Raw genomic sequence first — 17,728 nt, 5'->3', positions numbered from 1 at the left:
AGTTTCGCACTGCGATGCGAGGGCTTGGCGATATGACATCATGGCGGCCCTCCTCTTGTCTTGGGCATTGCGAATGGCGCCAATTGGCCCGATCCCGGAAGCGGCGGCAACTCACGCGACTGTGATCCGCAGGTATTGGAGCACCTCTGTTGCCGATGCGCCTCAGTTCTTGCGCTTGACGTTGCCTCGTGGCATCTGAGCGCCATGAGCGAGACCCGTATCCAAGACCCGCACCGCCACACCCTGCCCGAGGACACCCAAGGGCTTCTCACTGGCACCTTGCTGGTGGCGCTGTCGGTGTCGCTGCTGCATGGCGCGGGGCTGTTCACCGGGCAGATCGCGGGCCTGTCGCTGGTGCTGTCTTACGTCACCGGATGGAGCTTCGGCGCGATCTTCTTCACGCTCAACCTGCCCTTCTACTGGCTGGCCTTCCGCCGCATGGGCGCGCGGTTCACGGTGAAGACGGTGCTCTCGGTCGCGCTTCTGTCCGGATTTACCGAAATATTCCCGCATCTTCTGAGCTTCGCCATTCTCCACCCCGGCGCGGCCGCCGTTCTGGCGGGCGTGACCGCAGGCGCGGGCCTTCTGGCGTTGTTCCGCCACGGCGCAAGCCTCGGCGGCGTGGGGATCGTGGCGCTTTATCTGCAGGACAAGACCGGTTTCAAAGCTGGCCGCACGCAGATCCTGTTCGATTGCGGCGTGTTCCTCTTCGCGCTCTTCGTGCTGCCGCTCGACAAGGTGCTGTGGTCGCTGCTGGGCGCGATGGTTCTGAATGTGATCATCCTGATCAACCACCGCCGCGACCGCTATATCGCCACCTGATCGGGGCGTGATCTGCGGGCAACGGGTCCGCGCACCCTGCCCCGACCCTTTCGCGCGATGCAAAGCCGACCTGCGCCCAGCGATTTGGTAGGTCAGCTTTTATGCCCTATTATTAGGTCATGACCACTGACGCACATATCACCGCCGACCAGATCGCAGCCAAAGAGGCGACCCGTCCGCATTACTCGAAGCTCGAGGATCTGCAGGGCCTTGTCGTGGCCGCCGCACAGGCCGCGCTGGGGATTCACCTGCTGCGCGCCGCAGGCCTCGTGACCGGGGGCACCGCAGGAGCCGCGCTGATCCTGTCCTATATCACCGGGTTCAGCTTCGGGGTCGTGTTCTTCGTGATCAACATCCCCTTCTACGCCTTCGCCTATTTCGCGCGCGGCGCAGGCTTCGCGCTGAAAAGCCTCGTGACCGTGACGCTCGTGTCGCTGATGGCCGAGGCGCTCAAACCCGTCCTGCATGTTGCCGAAATCCACCCCGCCGTGGCCGCCGTTCTGTTCGGCATCTCGGCAGGCGTAGGCCTTCTTGGCCTCTTCCGCCACAAGGGCAGCCTCGGCGGCGTCTCCATCGTCGCCGTGATCCTGCAAGACAAGTTCGGCTTCCGCGCTGGCTGGACGCAGCTGATCCACGACCTGTGCCTGTTTGTCATCGCGAGCTTCATCCTTGCGCCGCCGCTGGTGCTCTACTCGCTTCTGGGCGCGCTGGTGCTGAACTTTATCGTCGCGATGAACCACCGTCGCGACTGGTATATCGCCGAGTGATCCGGCAGACTGCCGGACATGTTCAACACCTATCTCTTCCTGCTCATAGCGGTCGCCTTCGAGACCTTCGGCTCGGCCTGTCTGCAGGCGAGCCAGCAATTCTCGCGGTTCTGGCCGACGGTGGGCGTCGCGGTGGGCTTCATCGGCGGGCTCTATTTCTTCACGCTGGTGCTGAAAGTGCTGCCGCTCGGGATCACCTATGCGCTGTGGTCCGGGATCGGCATGGTGCTGATCGCGGGCGTGGGCTGGCTGATGTTCAATCAGCGGCTGGATTTGCCCGCCCTGATCGGGATCGCGCTGATTCTGACGGGGATCATCGTGATCAACCTGTTCTCGAAATCGCATTTCCACTGACGTGATGCCGCATCGCGGCGCGATTGCCGCGCTGGGGGCTAGCCGAGAGGCGATCTTTCCTTTATGGGCGGGGCAACTCAAGAACAGGACGACCTCCCATGGACCTTCGCAACATTGCGATCATCGCTCACGTGGACCACGGCAAGACGACGCTCGTGGACCAGCTTCTGCGCCAATCGGGCGCTTTCCGTGAAAACCAAGCCGTCGCCGAACGCGCGATGGACAGCAACGACATCGAACGCGAACGCGGCATCACCATTCTCGCCAAGGCCACCTCGGTCGAGTGGAAAGGCACCCGCATCAACATCGTCGACACTCCCGGCCACGCCGATTTCGGCGGCGAGGTGGAGCGTATCCTGTCGATGGTGGACGGCGTTGTGCTGCTGGTGGACGCAGCCGAAGGCCCGATGCCGCAGACCAAGTTCGTGACCTCGAAGGCGCTCGCGCTCGGCCTCAAGCCGATCGTCGTGCTCAACAAGGTCGACAAGCCCGCCGCCGAGCCCGATCGCGCGCTCGACGAGGTGTTCGACCTCTTCGCGAACCTCGACGCCGATGAAGAGCAGCTTGACTTCCCGCATCTCTACGCTTCCGGCATCGGCGGCTGGTGCGACGAAGAGCTCGACGGCCCGCGCGAGAACCTTGACGCGCTGTTCGATCTGATCCTGAAGCATGTCGAGCCGCCGAAGCAGGAATTCCGCGCCGACGAGCCCTTCCAGATGCTGGCCACCACGCTCTCGGCCGACCCGTTCATCGGGCGCATCCTCACGGGCCGCATCGAGGCGGGCACGCTGAAGGTCGGCGATCAGCTCAAGGCGCTCTCGCGCAAGGGCGACCGCATCGAAGCCTTCCGCTGCACCAAGATCCTCGCCTTCCGTGGCCTGTCGCAGCAGCCGATCGACGAAGCCGTCGCAGGCGACATCGTCACCGTCGCGGGCATGACCAAGGCGACCGTGGCCGACACGCTCTGTGCGCCCGAAGTCGACACCCCGATCGACGCGCAGCCGATCGATCCGCCGACGATCTCGGTGACCTTCGGCATCAACGACTCGCCGCTCGCCGGTAAGGACGGCTCGAAGGTCCAGTCGCGCATCATTCGCGACCGCCTGATGAAAGAGGCCGAAACCAACGTCGCGATCCGCGTCGAGGACACCCCCGGCGGCGACGCCTTCGTGGTCTCGGGCCGCGGCGAACTTCAGATGGGCGTTCTTATCGAGAACATGCGCCGCGAAGGGTTCGAGCTGTCGATCTCGCGCCCGAAGGTGATCTTCCGCGAGGAAGACGGCCAGCGCATGGAGCCGATCGAGGAAGTCATCATCGACGTGGATGAGGAATATTCCGGCGTCGTGATCGAGAAACTGACCGGCTACCGCAAGGGCGAGCTGGCCGAGATGCGTCCCGCTGAGGGTGGCAAGACCCGCATCGTGGCCCATGTCCCGTCGCGCGGCATGATCGGCTATCAGGGCGAGTTCCTGACCGACACGCGCGGCTCGGGCGTGCTCAACCGCCTGTTCCATGGCTGGACACCTTACAAGGGCCCGATCGACGGCCGCCGTCAGGGCGTGCTGATCTCGATGGAGAATGGCGTATCGGTCGCCTACGCGCTGTGGAACCTCGAAGAACGCGGCAAGCTGTTCATCGGCGCGCAAGAGCAGGTCTATACCGGCATGATCATCGGCGAGCATTCGCGCGAGAACGATCTCGAAGTGAACCCGCTCAAGGGCAAGAAGCTGACCAACGTCCGCGCCTCGGGCACGGATGAAGCGGTTCGCCTGACCCCGCCGACGCGGATGTCGCTCGAGGAAGCCATCGCCTATATCAACGATGACGAACTCGTCGAGGTCACGCCGAAATCGATCCGCCTGCGCAAACTGCACCTCGATCCGCACGAGCGGAAGCGCGCCGCGCGCGAAGCGTGATCGGTTGCGGCCCGCGCCGCACCGGAACACCGCAAGCTGACGTCACGAAGAAGGCCCCGCGCACCCGCCGGGGCCTTCTCCATGATTGCACCCGCCGCTTGCGGCCTTTATAAGGTTCCACAACAATATCTAGAATATCGAGGCGCGCGTGACCGACACTCCTGAACCGCCGGAAACCGAAGAAGAAGGCCCCGGGCGGCCCGCTTATCTCGGCCCCACTGTGTCCATCGCGGACGAGATGAAAACCGCCTATCTCGATTACGCGATGAGCGTGATCGTGAGCCGCGCGATCCCCGATCTGCGCGACGGCCTGAAGCCCGTTCACCGGCGCATTCTCTTCGCGATGCACGAGACCGGGAACACCTTCGACAAGCCCTATCGCAAATCGGCACGTCCGGTCGGCGACGTCATGGGTCAGTATCACCCGCATGGCGACGCCGCGATCTACGACGCGTTGGTGCGGATGGCGCAGCCCTTCTCGATGTCGCTGCCGCTGCTCGACGGTCAGGGCAACTTCGGCTCGATGGATGGCGATAACGCGGCAGCAATGCGCTACACCGAAGTGCGCATGGCGAAACCGGCCAATTACATTCTCGCCGATATCGAGAAAGACACGGTCGATTTCCAGGACAACTACGACGGCAAGCAGGAAGAGCCGACGGTTCTGCCCGCACGCTTCCCGAACATGCTGGTCAACGGCGCGGGCGGTATCGCTGTCGGCATGGCGACCAATATCCCGCCGCATAACCTCGGCGAGGTCTGCGACGCGACGCTGGCGCTGATCGACAACCCGGACATGTCGGACGAGGCGATCATGGAGATCGTCCCCGCTCCCGACTTCCCCACCGGCGGCCTGATCATGGGCCGTGGTGGCGCACGCAAGGCCTACCTTGAAGGTCGTGGCTCGGTCATCATCCGGGCGAAAACCCGCGTCGAGGAAATCCGCAAGGACCGCTTCGCGATCGTGCTGGACGAGATTCCCTATCAGGTGAACAAGGCGGCGATGATCGAAAAGATCGCCGATCTGGTGCGCGAGAAGAAGCTCGAAGGCATCTCGAACATCGCCGACGAATCCGACCGCGTCGGCGTCCGCGTCGTGATCGAGCTGAAGCGCGACGCGACCCCGGATGTGGTGCTCAACCAGCTTTTCCGCTTCACGCAGATGCAGACCTCGTTTGGCTGCAACATGCTGGCGCTGAACGGCGGCCGCCCCGAGCAGCTGACGCTTCGCCAATTCCTCAGCTATTTCATCAGCTTCCGCGAGGAAGTTGTGGCTCGTCGCACCGCGTTCGAGCTGCGCAAAGCGCGCGAGCGCAGCCACGTCCTGTGCGGTCTGGCCGTGGCAGTGTCCAACGTGGACGAAGTCGTCGCCACCATCCGCTCCTCGGCCGATGCGGCAGAGGCCCGCGCCCGCCTGATGGAGCGCCGCTGGCCCGCGCATGACATCGTCGAATATCTCAAGCTGATCGACGATCCGCTGCATCCGGTCAACGACGACGGCACCTACAACCTGTCGGAAACGCAGGCCCGCGCGATCCTCGATCTGCGCCTGCAGCGTCTGACCCAGATCGGGGTGAAGGAAGTCACGGACGAACTCGCCCAACTGGCCGAGAAGATCCGCGAATACCTCGCCATCCTCGCCTCGCGCGAGCGGATCATGGCGATCATCGCCGACGAGCTGCGCGAAGTTCGCGAGCTGTTTGCCGTGCCGCGCCGCACCGAGATCATCGACTGGGCCGGCGACATGGCCGACGAAGACCTGATCGAGCGCGAAGACATGGTCGTGACGGTCACCCAGGGCGGCTACATCAAGCGCACGCCGCTCGCCGATTTCCGCTCGCAGAAGCGCGGCGGCAAGGGGCTGTCGGGTGGCGCGCTGAAGGATGACGATACGGTCACCACGCTGTTCGTCGCCAACACCCATACGCAGCTTCTGTTCTTCACGACCGGCGGCATGGTCTACAAGATGAAGTGCTGGCAGCTGCCGCTCGGCTCGCGCCAATCCAAGGGCAAGGCGATCGTCAACATCCTGCCGATCCCCACCGGCGTCTCAATCGCGGCGATCACGCCGGTCGATCGCGACGAGACGGAATGGGACGACCTGCAGATGGTCTTCGCGACCTCCAAGGGCACCGTGCGCCGCAACCGCCTGTCGGATTTCACCAACGTCATGCGCAACGGCAAGATCGCGATGAAATTCGAGGACGAGAACGAAGGGATGCGCCTGATCAATGCGCGCATCTGTTCCGAGGATGACGACGTGATGCTGGTCACCGCCAGCGGTCGCGCGATCCGCTTCCCGGTGCCGGAAGTGCGCGTGTTCAACTCGCGCAACTCGGTCGGTGTGCGCGGCATCAAGCTGAAGGGCGATGACGAGGTCGTCTCGATGTCGGTCATCCGCCACTTCGAGGCCACTTCGGAAGAGCGCGTGGCCTATCTCAAGCAGCGTCGCCTGATGGCGGGCGTCACCGAGGAAGAGATCGAGCCGGACGAGGACGAGGAAGCCGTGGCCGAAGGTCAGCTTTCGACCGAACGCTACGCCGAGATGTCCGCCGCCGAGGATCTGATCCTGACGATTACGTCCAAGGGCTCCGGCAAGATCTCGTCGTCGCACGACTACCCGACCCGCGGTCGTGGCGGTCAGGGCGTGACGGCGATCGACAAGGCGATGCGGGGCGGCCCGCTGGTGGCCTCCTTCCCGGTCGAGATGAGCGATCAGATCATGCTCGCCACCTCGACGGGTCAGTCGATCCGATGCCCGGTGGAAGACATCTCCTTCCGCTCGCGCTCTGCCGGTGGCGTGCGTGTGTTCAACACCGCCAAGGGCGAGGTCGTGGTCTCGGTCGCGCGGATCGCCGATCAGGGTGAGGACGACGATCTGGAGCCGGACGCCGAAGGGTCGACCGATGCGCCGGACGCGCCGGACACGTCGGGTGACGGCGGCACGCCGGATAGCGAAAGCTGAACCGCCGAGGCTGCTCCCAATTCCGGACGGCTTCGCAAAAAGCAATGAAATCAAGCCCCCGCTCCGCAAGGACGGGGGCTTTTTCTTGTTACAGCACGGATTCGACGTCTGGAACTTCGCCCTACGTGTGGCGCTCTGCAAAGGCTCGAACAAGAAGCTGCTCCGCTACCGATCCACCTTCTGATTGCAGACGCATTCCGATGTTGCGGCCCGGCCACGCGCCGGGCCGTTTCCATTTTTTCTTTCCTCCAATGTCCCGTCTGCGCGGAACCACCCCTGAAGCCACCCGTTGCGGTTGCACTATTAGAAACAGGGAGAGTTTCATGAAAGCCTTTGCAGACAGGCTCGGCCTACGAACCGACCCCACCATTTTTTTCGTATCAGCAGGCTTCACGATCCTCTTCGTGCTCGCGCTTGTCATCTTCCCCGGCCCGATTGGCGATGCGTTCGCCACGGGCCGTTCTTGGATTGTCACCAATCTCGGCTGGTTCTTCATCCTCGGCGTAAACATCTGGCTCGGGTTTCTGATCTGGGCCGCACTCTCGCGCCACGGCCACATCCGGCTGGGTCCGAAGGACAGCCGCCCCGAGTACGGCAACCTGTCGTGGTTCACGATGCTCTTCGCGGGCGGCATCGGCACGGTGCTGATGTTCTGGGGCGTGGCCGAGCCGATCAGCCATTTCTCCAAGCCGCCGCTACCGGGCGTCGCGCCCTATTCCGACGAGGCCGCGAAAGACGCGATCTCTATCGCGGTCTATCACCTCGGCCTGCATACCTGGACGATTTTCACGCTGCCGGGGCTTGGCTTCGCCTATTTCATCAACCGCTACGACCTGCCGGTGCGGGTGTCTTCGGTGTTCTATCCGCTGCTGAAAGAGGGCATCAACGGGCCGATCGGCAAAGCGATCGACATCGCCTCGATCCTCGGCACGCTGTTCGGCGTCGCCGTCTCGCTCGGCCTCGGCTCCAGCCAGATCGCCGCTGGCCTGGACGCGCTTCTGGGTACGGGCGACGGCACGTTCGTCAAGATCGCGATCCTGACGGTGCTGACCGCCGTGGCGATCACCTCGATCGTGGCGGGGCTCGACAAGGGCGTGAAGCTGCTGTCGAACATCAATATCGGCATGGCCGTGGGCCTCATGGTCTTCGTGCTGATCTTCGGCTCGACCCTGTTCCTGCTGCGCGGGATCGTTCAGACCTTCGGGCTCTATTTCGACAACCTGCTGCATCTCGCCTTCTGGAACGACATGCTGGCCAATGAGAACCCCGACACGCCCGGCTGGGGCTGGCAGGGCTCGTGGACCGTGTTCTACTGGGCCTGGACGGTGACTTGGTCGCCCTTCATCGGGTTGTTCGTGGCCCGCATCTCGCGCGGCCGCACGGTGCGCGAATTCGTCTTTGGCGTGCTGCTGGCGCCCTCGCTCTTCACTCTGATCTGGTTCGCGATCTTCGGCTGGCAGGCGATGGAGTTCGACGGCATCGGTCAGGCCGCCCGCGATGCGATGGGCGATCAGGCGGGGCAATTGTCGCAAGCGGTCTCGGATAGCGTTCCGCTCGCGATGTTCGCCTTCTTCGAGCACTTCCCCTTCGTCCATATCGTCCAAGGCATCGCGGTGATCGTGGTCGCGATCTTCTTCGCAACCTCGTCGGACTCGGCGTCCCTCGTGGTCGATATGCTCTGCACCGGCACACCGACGCCGGGCCCGGTCCATCAGCGCGTCTTCTGGGGCGCAGCAGAGGGCCTCGTCGCGGCGATGCTGATCGTGCTCGCAGGCGATGCGGGGCTAACGGCGCTGCAACAGGTCATCACGGTCGTAGGCCTGCCGATCTTCATCCTCGTGTCGATGATGATCCCCTCGATCATAAAGGGCTTCGCGCTGGAGGATATCGACCACGTCTCGATCGGCAAGCGGCCCAAGCTGGACGATTTCTGATCGCGCGATCCCGAGGGCAGACCCTATCGAACGGCCCGGAGTGGAAACGCTCCGGGCCGTTAACCCATTAGAAAGTTTAACCCTTCCTTAAGACCCACCCGCCTGCCAAAAGAGATCAAAGCCGCAGCGGAGCATGGGCCCGAAGCGCAGCCGGCGAAGATCGGCCTTGTTCAGTTACCGCGTCACGAGGTCCGATCATGCGCCACACTCCTGTCTCTGCCCTGCGGGGCGCCGTATTCTGTCTCGCCGCAGCCGTCAGCGCTGCCCCCGCGCTTGCCCAAAGCGCGCTTGGCTTCACCGGGGCCGAACTGACGATCCAAAACACCACCGGCGACTTTGGAGCCGCCCGCGCCGATCTGAGCGCCGATTTCGCCCTGACCCCGGCGCATGGGCTGCAACTCGATCTCGGCGCAAATGATGCCGGTCCGCGCTGGCGCGGCGATCTCGCGGCGCATCTCTACATGGCGCCCACGGAGCGCGCCAAATACGGGCTCTTCGCCGCCGTCTCCGACACCAGCCACGCCAGCCAGACGGCCTATGCGCTCGGCGCCGAAGCGATCTGGGCCGTGGGCACGCGCGGCAGCGTCTCGGCGCGCGGCGGGCTCGGCACCGTCAAACCCGGCAGCAACGATTACGTCTTCGCGGGCCTCGCCGCACGGTGGGACGTCAGCCCGCGCACGACGCTGACCGCAGGGCTTTCCGTCGTCGACATCTCCGAACTTGCCTTCAGCGCCCGCGAGACCATCGCCGCGCTCGGGTTGCGCCACCGGCTGGGCGACGGCCCCGCGATGCTCTTCACCCGCATCGAGCGCGCCCATTTTACCGGCCGCCCCGACAGCCGCGACGAGACGAGTCTCGCCCTCGGCCTCACAGTACGCTTCGGCGCGCGCGGCCACGGCGTGCGCAACCAGAGCTTCGCGCCGATCCGCCCGCTCGACGGCCTCTTCGCGCGCGGTACCTTCGCCCTGAACTGAGCAGCTGCGATCGGCCTTCCCTTTTGCCGCTTTGACCACTACATGAGCGGCCATGACAGAAGAACTACATATCGTCGGCGGTGGCATGGCGGGCTCGGAAGCGGCCTGGCAAGCGGCGAATGCCGGAATCCGCGTGGTGCTGCACGAAATGCGGCCCAAGGTCGAAACCTTTGCGCACCAGACGGGCAACTATGCCGAGATGGTCTGCTCGAACTCGTTCCGCTCGGACGATCACGAGCGCAACGCCGTGGGCCAGCTCCATTGGGAGATGGGGGCTGCGAACGGGCTGATCATGGACACGGCGCGCAAGCATCGACTGCCCGCAGGCGGCGCGCTCGCCGTGGACCGCGAGGCGTTTTCGCAATCCGTGACCGAGGCGCTGCGTGCCCATGAGAATATTTCCTTTACCGAGGAAGAGGTTACGGAGCTTCCTTCAAGTGGCAAATGGATCTTCGCGACCGGCCCGCTGACCTCGGAATCCTTGGGCAAAGCGATCCTGCAAGCCACCGGCGAAGAGCGTCTGGCCTTCTTCGACGCCATCGCCCCCATCGTCTATGCCGACACGATCGACATGTCCGTCGCATGGCGTCAGTCGCGCTACGACAAGGGCGAGACCGAGGAAGAGCGCACGGCCTATATCAACTGCCCGATGACGAAGGACGAATATGAGGCCTTCATCGACGCGCTTCTCGCGGCCGACAAGACCGAGTTCCACGAGGGTGAAACCGCAGGCTATTTCGACGGCTGCCTGCCGATCGAAGTGATGGCAGAACGCGGCCGCGAAACCCTGCGCCACGGGCCGATGAAGCCCGTCGGTCTGACCAACGAACACGATCCGCAGACCAAAGCCTGGGCCGTGGTGCAGCTGCGTCGCGACAACGCGCTTGGCACGCTTTACAATATCGTGGGTTTCCAAACCAAGATGAAGTACGGTGCGCAAGCCGATGTTTTCCGCATGATTCCGGGACTTCAGGATGCCAAATTCGCGCGTCTCGGCGGCATCCACCGCAACACGTTCATCAACTCGCCGACGCTGCTCGATGCGCAGATGCGGCTGAAATCGCACCCGAACCTGCGCTTCGCCGGACAGATCACCGGCGTCGAAGGCTATGTCGAGAGCGCCGCGATGGGGCTGCTGGCCGGCCGTATGGCTGCTGCCGAACTTCAAGGCCGCGAACTGCCGCCGCCGGGACCCGAAACCGCGATGGGGGCGTTGATCACCCACATCACCGGCGGGGCCGAGGCGAAGACGTTCCAACCGATGAACGTCAATTTCGGGCTCTTCCCGCCGATCGACGCCAAGGGCGGGCGGCGTGGCCGCAAAGACCGCTACAAGGCCTATACCGATCGCGCCAAGACGGTCTTCGGCGACTGGCTGGCGCAGCAAGGAGAGACTGTATGAATTACGTTCTGGCCCTGTTTCTGCCGCCGCTTTCTATCGTGCTGATCGGACGCATCTTCCTTGCGATCCTCGTCTTCGTGATCTGGATTCCGGCGATCATCTTCTCGGGCGGGTTGACGCATCCGATGTTCATCGCACTCGCCTGGATCCTGATCTATCAGGCGCATGCGGATCGCCGCGCGGGCGGCTGATTTGGCGGGGTGCGCGCGTCGATGATCACACGCTTCGCCCCCTCGCCAACGGGCCCGCTGCATCTGGGCCATGCCTATAGCGCGATCCTCGCGCATGACATGGCGCGCAAGGCCGGCGGCCAGTTCCTGCTGCGCATCGAAGACATCGACCAAAGCCGCGCGCGACCGCATTGGGAGGAGCAGATCTACGACGATCTGCGCTGGCTCGGGCTGACTTGGGACGGGCCGGTTCTGCGTCAGTCTGACCGCTTGAACATCTATCGCGAAGCCCTTGAAAGACTTTGGGAAAGCGACCTTCTCTTTGCCTGCACCTGCACGCGGCGCGATATTGAGGCGGCAGCCTCCGCACCGCAGGAAGGCGTGCAATACGGGCCCGACGGTCTGATCTATCCGGGCACCTGCCGCGAGCGCGGCGCGCGCCGCCCCGAGGCTCCGCTGCCTGACAGCGCGTTGCGCCTGAACATGACACGCGCCGCCCGCGATATCCGTTTCGAGGAAATCTGCGCACTACACAAAGGCACGCATAACGTCTCCCGCGCCGATCTGATCGACAAGGTGGGCGATGTCGTGCTGGCGCGGCGCGAGATGGGCACGTCCTACCACCTCGCCGTGGTGCTCGACGACGCCGCGCAAGGCATCACCCATGTCACCCGCGGCGCGGATCTGTTCGACGCCACGCAGATCCATGTTCTGCTTCAAACTCTACTTGAACTCCCGACGCCAACCTATTGCCATCACGAGTTAATCCGTGACGATAATGGCAAGCGCCTCGCCAAGCGCGACGACGCCCGCGCCATCGCGAAATACCGCGAGGACGGGGCGAGCCCCGACGACATTCGCCGCATGGTCGGGCTGCCAGCTTCCTCTTGACGGAAATATCCTCCCCGAAGGGCCGGTCTCAATCTTCCATCGGCGTGAGAATTTCGACCTCTTCGCCATCGCGGATCGCCGTATAGAAGCACGACCGGCGATTGGTGTGGCAGGCCGGGCCTTCCTGCTCGACCAACACCAGCAGCGTGTCGCGGTCGCAATCGACCCGCATCTCGCGCAGGCGCTGCACATGACCCGAGGTCTCGCCCTTCACCCAGAACGATTTTCGCGAGCGCGACCAATAGGTTACGCGCCCTGTTTCAAGTGTCTTCGCTACGCTTTCCGCGTTCATCCATGCCATCATCAGGATATCGCCCGAGAGCGCATCCTGCGCGATCGCGGGGATCAAACCGTTGGCGTCATAGGTCAAGCTGGCGGGATCGAATGGCATCGGCTCTTTCCTTCCTGTGGCTCAGGTCCTATCTACGCCGGACGGGCCGAAGGGGAAAGAGATGAGCGACACCGATCTGATCAAGCTCTATTCGCAGCGTATTCTGGCGCTCGCCGCCGATATGCCGGGCACCGATCCGCTCCCCGCGCCCGATGTGACCGTGCGCAAGCGCGCGCCGCTGTGCGGCTCCACGGTCGAGGTTTCTCTGACCTGCACGGACGGCCGCGTCTCGGGCTATAGCCAGACCGTGCATGCCTGCGCGCTGGGTCAGGCCTCGGCTGCGATCTTCGGGGCGCAGGTCGTGGGTCGCACGCGCGACGAGGTCGCGAAGCTGCGCGATCAGCTGGCCGAGATGCTCAAGGGCGGCCCCGTCCCCGATGCGCCTTTCGGCGAATACGAGGTGCTGCAAGCCGCGCGCGACTACCCCAACCGGCATGGCTCGATCCTGCTCGCCCCCGAGGCGACGCTCGAAGCGCTCGAGCAGTGCTGAGCCGCTAACCTCCACCTCTCTCGCGATAAAAAAAAGCCGCCACTCGAAAGAGCGGCGGCTGAAGTTGCGCTTTACGGACAGGCGGGCCTGGGGGACAGGCGAAGCCGCAGGTTTGGGACAGGTGCGGCAGCCAAAAAGCGCGAGGCAGTAACGATGAGACAGGTCGGGCTTAGAGGAGCCCCGGCAGCCAAAGCGCCATGATGAAGCTTGCGCAAAGCGCGATACCCCCCACGGCGTCGGCCAGCAGTGTGCTGTGATTGCGGTCGAGAAGTTCCTTGATTTCCTTGGCCATCTGGCACCTCCAATCCCTCTGTTGCTACTTTGTTCTCACATTTGACGTCGCGTGTAAAGAACTTTTTAGGAACATTTGAGAACACTGGGGGAGAACGTGAGTCGAACGGGGCTCAGCCGATACCGATCAAACGGATCGCGCGGTCCTGTTCCATCAGCCACAGCAGCACCCGCGCCGCCTGTCCGCGCGGGCCGCTCAACTCGGGATCGTCGGACAGGAGCTTGCGCGCATCCGACTGCGCCACCGCCATCAGACCGGCCTGGCGTTCGAGGTCAGCCACGCGAAAGCGCGGCAAGCCCGATTGCGCCGTGCCGATCACATCGCCCGCCCCGCGCATGGCGAGGTCTTCCTCAGCGATGCGGAACCCGTCCTCGCTTTCGCGCAGGATCGACAGGCGGCGTTCGGCCGTCTCGCTCAGGGGCGTCTGGTAGATCATCAGGCAGGTCGAGGCCGCGGCCCCACGCCCGACCCGCCCGCGCAGCTGATGGAGCTGCGCGAGACCGAAGCTCTCGGCCCGCTCGATCACCATGATCGAGGCGTTGGGCACGTTTACGCCCACCTCGATCACCGTCGTCGCGACGAGCACCCGGGTCTGCCCCTTCACGAAGGCCGCCATGGCAGCGTCTTTCTCGGCCGACGGCATCTGGCCGTGAACCAGCCCCACGACATCGTCGCCAAGCGCCGCGCGCAGCGCCAGAAAACGGTCGGTCGCAGAGCTCAGATCGACACGCTCGCTTTCTTCGACCAGCGGGCAGACCCAATAGGCCTGCCGCCCCTCGGCCACCGCTTTGCGCAGATGTTCGACCACCTCGCCCATCCGCTCCATCGCGACGAGCGCGGTCTTGACCGGCGTCCGGCCCGGCGGCTTCTCGTCGAGAAGGCTCACATCCATGTCGCCATATTGCGCCAGTGCGAGCGAGCGCGGGATCGGCGTCGCGGTCATCACCAGCACGTCGACCGCCTGCCCCTTGGCGCCCAACTCCATCCGCTGCGCCACGCCGAAGCGGTGCTGCTCGTCGATCACGGAAAGCCGCAAATCCTGAAATTCCACGTCTTTCTGAAAAACCGCATGGGTCCCGACAAGGATCCCGATCGCGCCCGAGGCCAGATCGGCGAGCTTGCGCGCGCGTTCCGCCCCCTTGTCGCGCCCGGTCAGGATCTCCAGCCGGACGCCCGCCGCCTCGGCCAGCGGCGCCAGACCTTCGAGATGCTGGCGCGCGAGGATTTCCGTGGGCGCCATCATCACGCCCTGCCCGCCAGCCTCTACCGCCGTCAGCAGCGCCATGAAGGCGACCAGCGTTTTGCCCGCGCCGACATCGCCCTGCAGCAGCCGGTTCATCCGCCGCTCGGAGCCCAGATCACCCGCGATCTCGGCAATCGCGCGGGTCTGTGCGCCGGTCGGCTTGTAAGGCAAGCTCGCCAGCACCTGCGCCGAAAGCTTGCCCGTCCCGCGCGTCACGCGGCCCTTCTTGCGCCGCGACTGGCGCCGCGCGAGCGCGAGGGTCATCTGGTGGGCGAAAAGCTCGTCATAGGCGAGACGCGCGCGCGCCGGCGCGGTGGACGAAAGATCGTCAATCTTTTCAGGGTGATGCGCCGCTCGCACCGCGTCCTGCCAATCCGGCCAGCCCTCGCGGCGCTTCAGCGCATCGTCGATCCATTCCGGCAGGTCGGGCGCGCGCGCCAAGGCCCCCTCCGCCGCCTTCGCCATCAGCTTTTGCGTGACGCCCGCGGTGAGCGGATAGACCGGCTCGAACCGGGGCATCTCACCCGCATTTTCGGGCGGCAGGATGTAGTCGGGATGCACGATCTGCGCCTGCCCGTCATATATCTCGAGCTTGCCCGAAATGATCCGCCGCGCCCCGTTGGGCATCTGTTTCGCGAGCCAGTCGCCGCGCGCCCGGAAGAAGACCAGCGTGATATCGCCCTGCGCGTCATGGCACAGAACCCGATCGGGCGCGCCTTGTTTGCGCGCGGGGCTATGAGCGCCGATGGTCACTTCGACGGTGACGGTGGTGCCCGCGGGCACGCCATGCACGGTCGCGACGGGGCGGCGATCGATCACCGAATAGGGCAAGGTGAACAGTACATCGCGCGGGCGGGTGATCCCCAGCCCCTCGAAATGCTTAGCCGTTTTCGGGCCGACGCCCGCAAGACTGTCGAGCTCGGCAAAAAGCTCGAAAAGCTCTGCGGGCCGCGTGCTCATGCGCCCCCCGCGAGCGCGATCCATTCATCCTCGTCGATGACGCGGATGTTCAGCTCGGCCGCTTTCTTGGCTTTCGAGCCCGCGCCGGGCCCTGCGACGAGCAGGTCGGTCTTGGCGCTGACCGAGCCCGAGACCTTGGCGCCAAGCGCCTCGGCCCGCGCTTTCGCCTCAGCCCTGGTCATCTTCTCCAGCGTGCCGGTGAAAACCACCGTGAGGCCCGAAACCGGACTGTCGGATTTCGGCTTCTCGGCCTCCTCGACACTCAGATGCGCGGTGAGGCGGTCGATCGAGGCGCGCTCGGCCTCTTGCTGGAAGGTTGTCACGACGGATGTTGCGAGCGTCTCGCCGACCCCGTCGATCGAGATCAGATCGTCCCATTCCTGGCCCTGCCCGCACTCGGCCTGGGTCATCGCGGTCTCGAACGCCTCCCACGTGCCGTAATGAGTCGCGAGCATTCCGGCGCTGGTTTCGCCGACATGGCGGATGCCGAGCGCGAAGATCAGCCGTTGCAGCGGGATCGTGCGTTTCTCGGCGATCGCGGCAAAGAGGTTGCGCGCGGATTTCTCCCCCCAGCCCTCGCGGTTCTTGAGTTGCTGGAGGCCCTGACCGTAGCGCTCTTCCAGCGTGAAGATGTCGGCGGGCTCCTTGATCCAGCCGTCCTCGTAGAATTGCTCGACCTGTTTCGCGCCGAGCCCTTCAATGTCGAAAGCCGCGCGGGATACGAAATGTTTCAGCTTTTCCACAGCTTGCGCGGGGCAGATCAGCCCCCCCGTGCAGCGGCGCACCGCGTCGCCCTCTTCGCGGATCGCCTCGGATCCACAGCGCGGGCAATGGGTCGGGAAGTCGTAGGGCACCGCATCGTCGGGGCGGCGCGTGAGGTCCACATCGGCGATCTTCGGGATCACGTCCCCCGCGCGATAGACCTGCACCCAATCGCCGATGCGGATATCCTTGCCGCCGCGGATCTCGGCGCCCTTGGAATCGCGCCCGGCGATGTAATCCTCGTTATGCAGCGTCGCGTTCGAGACGACGACGCCGCCCACGGTCACCGGCGTCAGCCGCGCGACCGGCGAGAGCGCCCCGGTGCGACCGACCTGAATGTCGATCCCTTCGAGCTGCGTCCAGGCAAGCTCGGCGGGGAATTTATGCGCGATCGCCCAACGCGGCGTGGTCGAGCGGAAGCCCAGACGCCGCTGCAGCGCGAGGTCGTTCACCTTGTAGACGACGCCGTCGATATCGTAGCCGAGCGTGGCGCGCTTGGCCTCGATCTCGCGGTAATGGCTAAGCATATCGGCGGGGCCGTCGCACAGCTCAGTCATCGGGTTGGTCTGGAAGCCGAGCGATTGCAGCCGCGCGATGGCGTCGATCTGGGTCTCGGCAAGCGGCGCGGCCAGCTCGCCCCAGGCATAGGCGAAGAATTTCAGCGGGCGCGCGGCGGTGACTTTCGGGTCGAGCTGGCGGAGCGATCCGGCGGCGGCGTTGCGTGGATTGGCGAAACGCTTCTCGCCCGCGGCCTCGTTGCGGGTGTTGAGCGCCTCGAAATCGGCGTGGCTCATATAGACCTCGCCGCGGACTTCCAGCACGTCTGGCGCATCCGAGATCGACGTCGGAATATCGTCGATGGTGCGGGCATTTTCGGTGACGTTTTCGCCAACCGCGCCGTCGCCGCGCGTGGCCGCATGGATCAGCTTGCCGTGTTCGTAGCGGATCGACAGCGAGAGACCGTCGATCTTCGGCTCGGCTGTGTAGTTGAGCGGCGCGTCGGATTTCAGACCGAGGAAGCTGCGGATACTCTCGTCGAATTCGGTCACGTCCTCGTCGGAGAACGCGTTGGCGAGGCTCATCATGCGGACGGCATGGGTGATCTTGCCGAAGCCTTCGGCCAGCTGCCCGCCCACCTGTTCGCTGGGCGATTGGTCTGATTTCAGCGCGGGGAATTTCGCCTCGATCGCCGCGAGCCGCTGCTTGAGCGCGTCATACTCCGCATCCGAAATCTCGGGCGCGTCATGGGTGTGATAGGCAGTATTGGCCGCCGCGATCTTCTCGATCAGCTCGGGCAGCTCGGCGCGGGCCTCGGCCTCGCTCAGCGCGTCGATCTCGGTGCGGCTTGGCTCGGACATAAAAAGACCCCCTCGTGCTGACCTTGGTTTAGGCAAG

Annotated in this window: 15 protein-coding genes; 11 read left to right on the top strand and 4 right to left on the bottom strand. The window is 64.5% G+C overall.

Going from position 1 to position 17,728, the window contains the following annotated elements; translation table 11 throughout:
- Positions 1-204 precede the first annotated feature (204 nt).
- The 10 genes from BMI88_RS15845 to gluQRS all read left to right on the top strand — a co-directional run bounded on the left by BMI88_RS15845 (position 205) and on the right by gluQRS (position 12,195).
- Positions 205-822 carry a YitT family protein gene (locus tag BMI88_RS15845; protein ID WP_078550287.1) on the top strand — a complete coding sequence of 206 codons (618 nt, stop codon included), beginning with the start codon at positions 205-207 and terminating at the stop codon, positions 820-822.
- A gap of 119 nt (positions 823-941) precedes the next feature.
- Positions 942-1,589: a YitT family protein gene (locus tag BMI88_RS15840; RefSeq protein ID WP_078521032.1), complete on the top strand. Its 648-nt coding sequence runs from the start codon at positions 942-944 to the stop codon at positions 1,587-1,589.
- A gap of 18 nt (positions 1,590-1,607) precedes the next feature.
- Entirely contained in the window at positions 1,608-1,943 is a 336-nt protein-coding gene (locus BMI88_RS15835; RefSeq protein WP_078520728.1) for an SMR family transporter, read from the top strand.
- A gap of 98 nt (positions 1,944-2,041) precedes the next feature.
- Positions 2,042-3,859, top strand: a complete 1,818-nt coding sequence (gene typA, locus BMI88_RS15830) for a translational GTPase TypA (RefSeq protein WP_078540857.1) — start codon at positions 2,042-2,044, stop codon at positions 3,857-3,859.
- A gap of 148 nt (positions 3,860-4,007) precedes the next feature.
- Entirely contained in the window at positions 4,008-6,824 is a 2,817-nt protein-coding gene (gene gyrA / locus BMI88_RS15825; RefSeq protein WP_078550285.1) for a DNA gyrase subunit A, read from the top strand.
- A 323-nt stretch (positions 6,825-7,147) separates the two neighbouring features.
- Entirely contained in the window at positions 7,148-8,758 is a 1,611-nt protein-coding gene (locus BMI88_RS15820; protein WP_078550283.1) for a BCCT family transporter, read from the top strand.
- A 197-nt stretch (positions 8,759-8,955) separates the two neighbouring features.
- The gene (locus tag BMI88_RS15815) at positions 8,956-9,732 is read left to right on the top strand and encodes a hypothetical protein (protein WP_078550281.1); all 777 of its coding nucleotides are present in this window, start codon (positions 8,956-8,958) and stop codon (positions 9,730-9,732) included.
- A gap of 52 nt (positions 9,733-9,784) precedes the next feature.
- Positions 9,785-11,134 (top strand): methylenetetrahydrofolate--tRNA-(uracil(54)-C(5))-methyltransferase (FADH(2)-oxidizing) TrmFO, encoded by a 1,350-nt coding sequence (gene trmFO / locus BMI88_RS15810; RefSeq protein ID WP_078550279.1) that lies wholly within the window; start codon positions 9,785-9,787, stop codon positions 11,132-11,134.
- Positions 11,131-11,325, top strand: coding sequence for a hypothetical protein (locus BMI88_RS15805; protein WP_078540846.1), 195 nt, complete (start codon positions 11,131-11,133; stop codon positions 11,323-11,325). The genes trmFO and BMI88_RS15805 overlap by 4 nt, the downstream gene beginning before the upstream one ends.
- A 21-nt stretch (positions 11,326-11,346) precedes the next feature.
- Positions 11,347-12,195 (top strand): tRNA glutamyl-Q(34) synthetase GluQRS, encoded by an 849-nt coding sequence (gene gluQRS / locus BMI88_RS15800; protein WP_078550277.1) that lies wholly within the window; start codon positions 11,347-11,349, stop codon positions 12,193-12,195.
- 28 nt (positions 12,196-12,223) lie between these two features.
- On the opposite strand, the gene hisI is transcribed toward gluQRS, so the two are convergent.
- Positions 12,224-12,586: a phosphoribosyl-AMP cyclohydrolase gene (gene hisI / locus BMI88_RS15795; RefSeq protein ID WP_078520736.1), complete on the bottom strand. Its 363-nt coding sequence runs from the start codon at positions 12,584-12,586 to the stop codon at positions 12,224-12,226.
- A 61-nt stretch (positions 12,587-12,647) separates the two neighbouring features.
- On the opposite strand from hisI, the gene BMI88_RS15790 reads away from it, so the two are divergent.
- The gene (locus BMI88_RS15790) at positions 12,648-13,076 is read left to right on the top strand and encodes an iron-sulfur cluster assembly scaffold protein (RefSeq protein WP_078550275.1); all 429 of its coding nucleotides are present in this window, start codon (positions 12,648-12,650) and stop codon (positions 13,074-13,076) included.
- A gap of 169 nt (positions 13,077-13,245) precedes the next feature.
- Here BMI88_RS15790 and BMI88_RS19935 read toward each other — a convergent pair whose 3' ends face one another.
- The 3 genes from BMI88_RS19935 to ligA all read right to left on the bottom strand — a co-directional run bounded on the left by BMI88_RS19935 (position 13,246) and on the right by ligA (position 17,691).
- Entirely contained in the window at positions 13,246-13,368 is a 123-nt protein-coding gene (locus BMI88_RS19935; protein ID WP_255266459.1) for a hypothetical protein, read from the bottom strand.
- Between the two features lie 112 nt (positions 13,369-13,480).
- A complete protein-coding gene (gene recG / locus BMI88_RS15785) occupies positions 13,481-15,571 on the bottom strand; it encodes an ATP-dependent DNA helicase RecG (protein WP_078550707.1) in 2,091 nt (696 codons plus the stop codon).
- Positions 15,568-17,691 carry an NAD-dependent DNA ligase LigA gene (gene ligA / locus BMI88_RS15780; RefSeq protein WP_078550273.1) on the bottom strand — a complete coding sequence of 708 codons (2,124 nt, stop codon included), beginning with the start codon at positions 17,689-17,691 and terminating at the stop codon, positions 15,568-15,570. The genes recG and ligA overlap by 4 nt, the downstream gene beginning before the upstream one ends.
- Positions 17,692-17,728: the final 37 nt, after the last annotated feature.

Source organism: Thioclava sp. F36-6 (genome assembly GCF_002020305.1).
In the GTDB taxonomy this organism is placed as follows: Bacteria; Pseudomonadota; Alphaproteobacteria; order Rhodobacterales; family Rhodobacteraceae; genus Thioclava; species Thioclava sediminum.
The sequence above is the reverse complement of the archived record's forward strand: the minus strand, read 5'-3'. Positions and strand labels throughout refer to the sequence as shown.

What these genes read in the sequence shown, in the direction of transcription:
- gluQRS (WP_078550277.1), top strand. Translation starts at nt 11,347, where the DNA reads ATGATCACACGCTTCGCCCCCTCGCCAACGGGCCCGCTGCATCTGGGC.
- BMI88_RS15840 (WP_078521032.1), top strand. Translation starts at nt 942, where the DNA reads ATGACCACTGACGCACATATCACCGCCGACCAGATCGCAGCCAAAGAG.
- hisI (WP_078520736.1), bottom strand. Translation starts at nt 12,586, where the DNA reads ATGCCATTCGATCCCGCCAGCTTGACCTATGACGCCAACGGTTTGATC.
- BMI88_RS15845 (WP_078550287.1), top strand. Translation starts at nt 205, where the DNA reads ATGAGCGAGACCCGTATCCAAGACCCGCACCGCCACACCCTGCCCGAG.
- BMI88_RS19935 (WP_255266459.1), bottom strand. Translation starts at nt 13,368, where the DNA reads ATGGCCAAGGAAATCAAGGAACTTCTCGACCGCAATCACAGCACACTG.
- BMI88_RS15820 (WP_078550283.1), top strand. Translation starts at nt 7,148, where the DNA reads ATGAAAGCCTTTGCAGACAGGCTCGGCCTACGAACCGACCCCACCATT.
- BMI88_RS15835 (WP_078520728.1), top strand. Translation starts at nt 1,608, where the DNA reads ATGTTCAACACCTATCTCTTCCTGCTCATAGCGGTCGCCTTCGAGACC.
- BMI88_RS15790 (WP_078550275.1), top strand. Translation starts at nt 12,648, where the DNA reads ATGAGCGACACCGATCTGATCAAGCTCTATTCGCAGCGTATTCTGGCG.
- typA (WP_078540857.1), top strand. Translation starts at nt 2,042, where the DNA reads ATGGACCTTCGCAACATTGCGATCATCGCTCACGTGGACCACGGCAAG.
- trmFO (WP_078550279.1), top strand. Translation starts at nt 9,785, where the DNA reads ATGACAGAAGAACTACATATCGTCGGCGGTGGCATGGCGGGCTCGGAA.
- ligA (WP_078550273.1), bottom strand. Translation starts at nt 17,691, where the DNA reads ATGTCCGAGCCAAGCCGCACCGAGATCGACGCGCTGAGCGAGGCCGAG.
- BMI88_RS15805 (WP_078540846.1), top strand. Translation starts at nt 11,131, where the DNA reads ATGAATTACGTTCTGGCCCTGTTTCTGCCGCCGCTTTCTATCGTGCTG.
- recG (WP_078550707.1), bottom strand. Translation starts at nt 15,571, where the DNA reads ATGAGCACGCGGCCCGCAGAGCTTTTCGAGCTTTTTGCCGAGCTCGAC.
- BMI88_RS15815 (WP_078550281.1), top strand. Translation starts at nt 8,956, where the DNA reads ATGCGCCACACTCCTGTCTCTGCCCTGCGGGGCGCCGTATTCTGTCTC.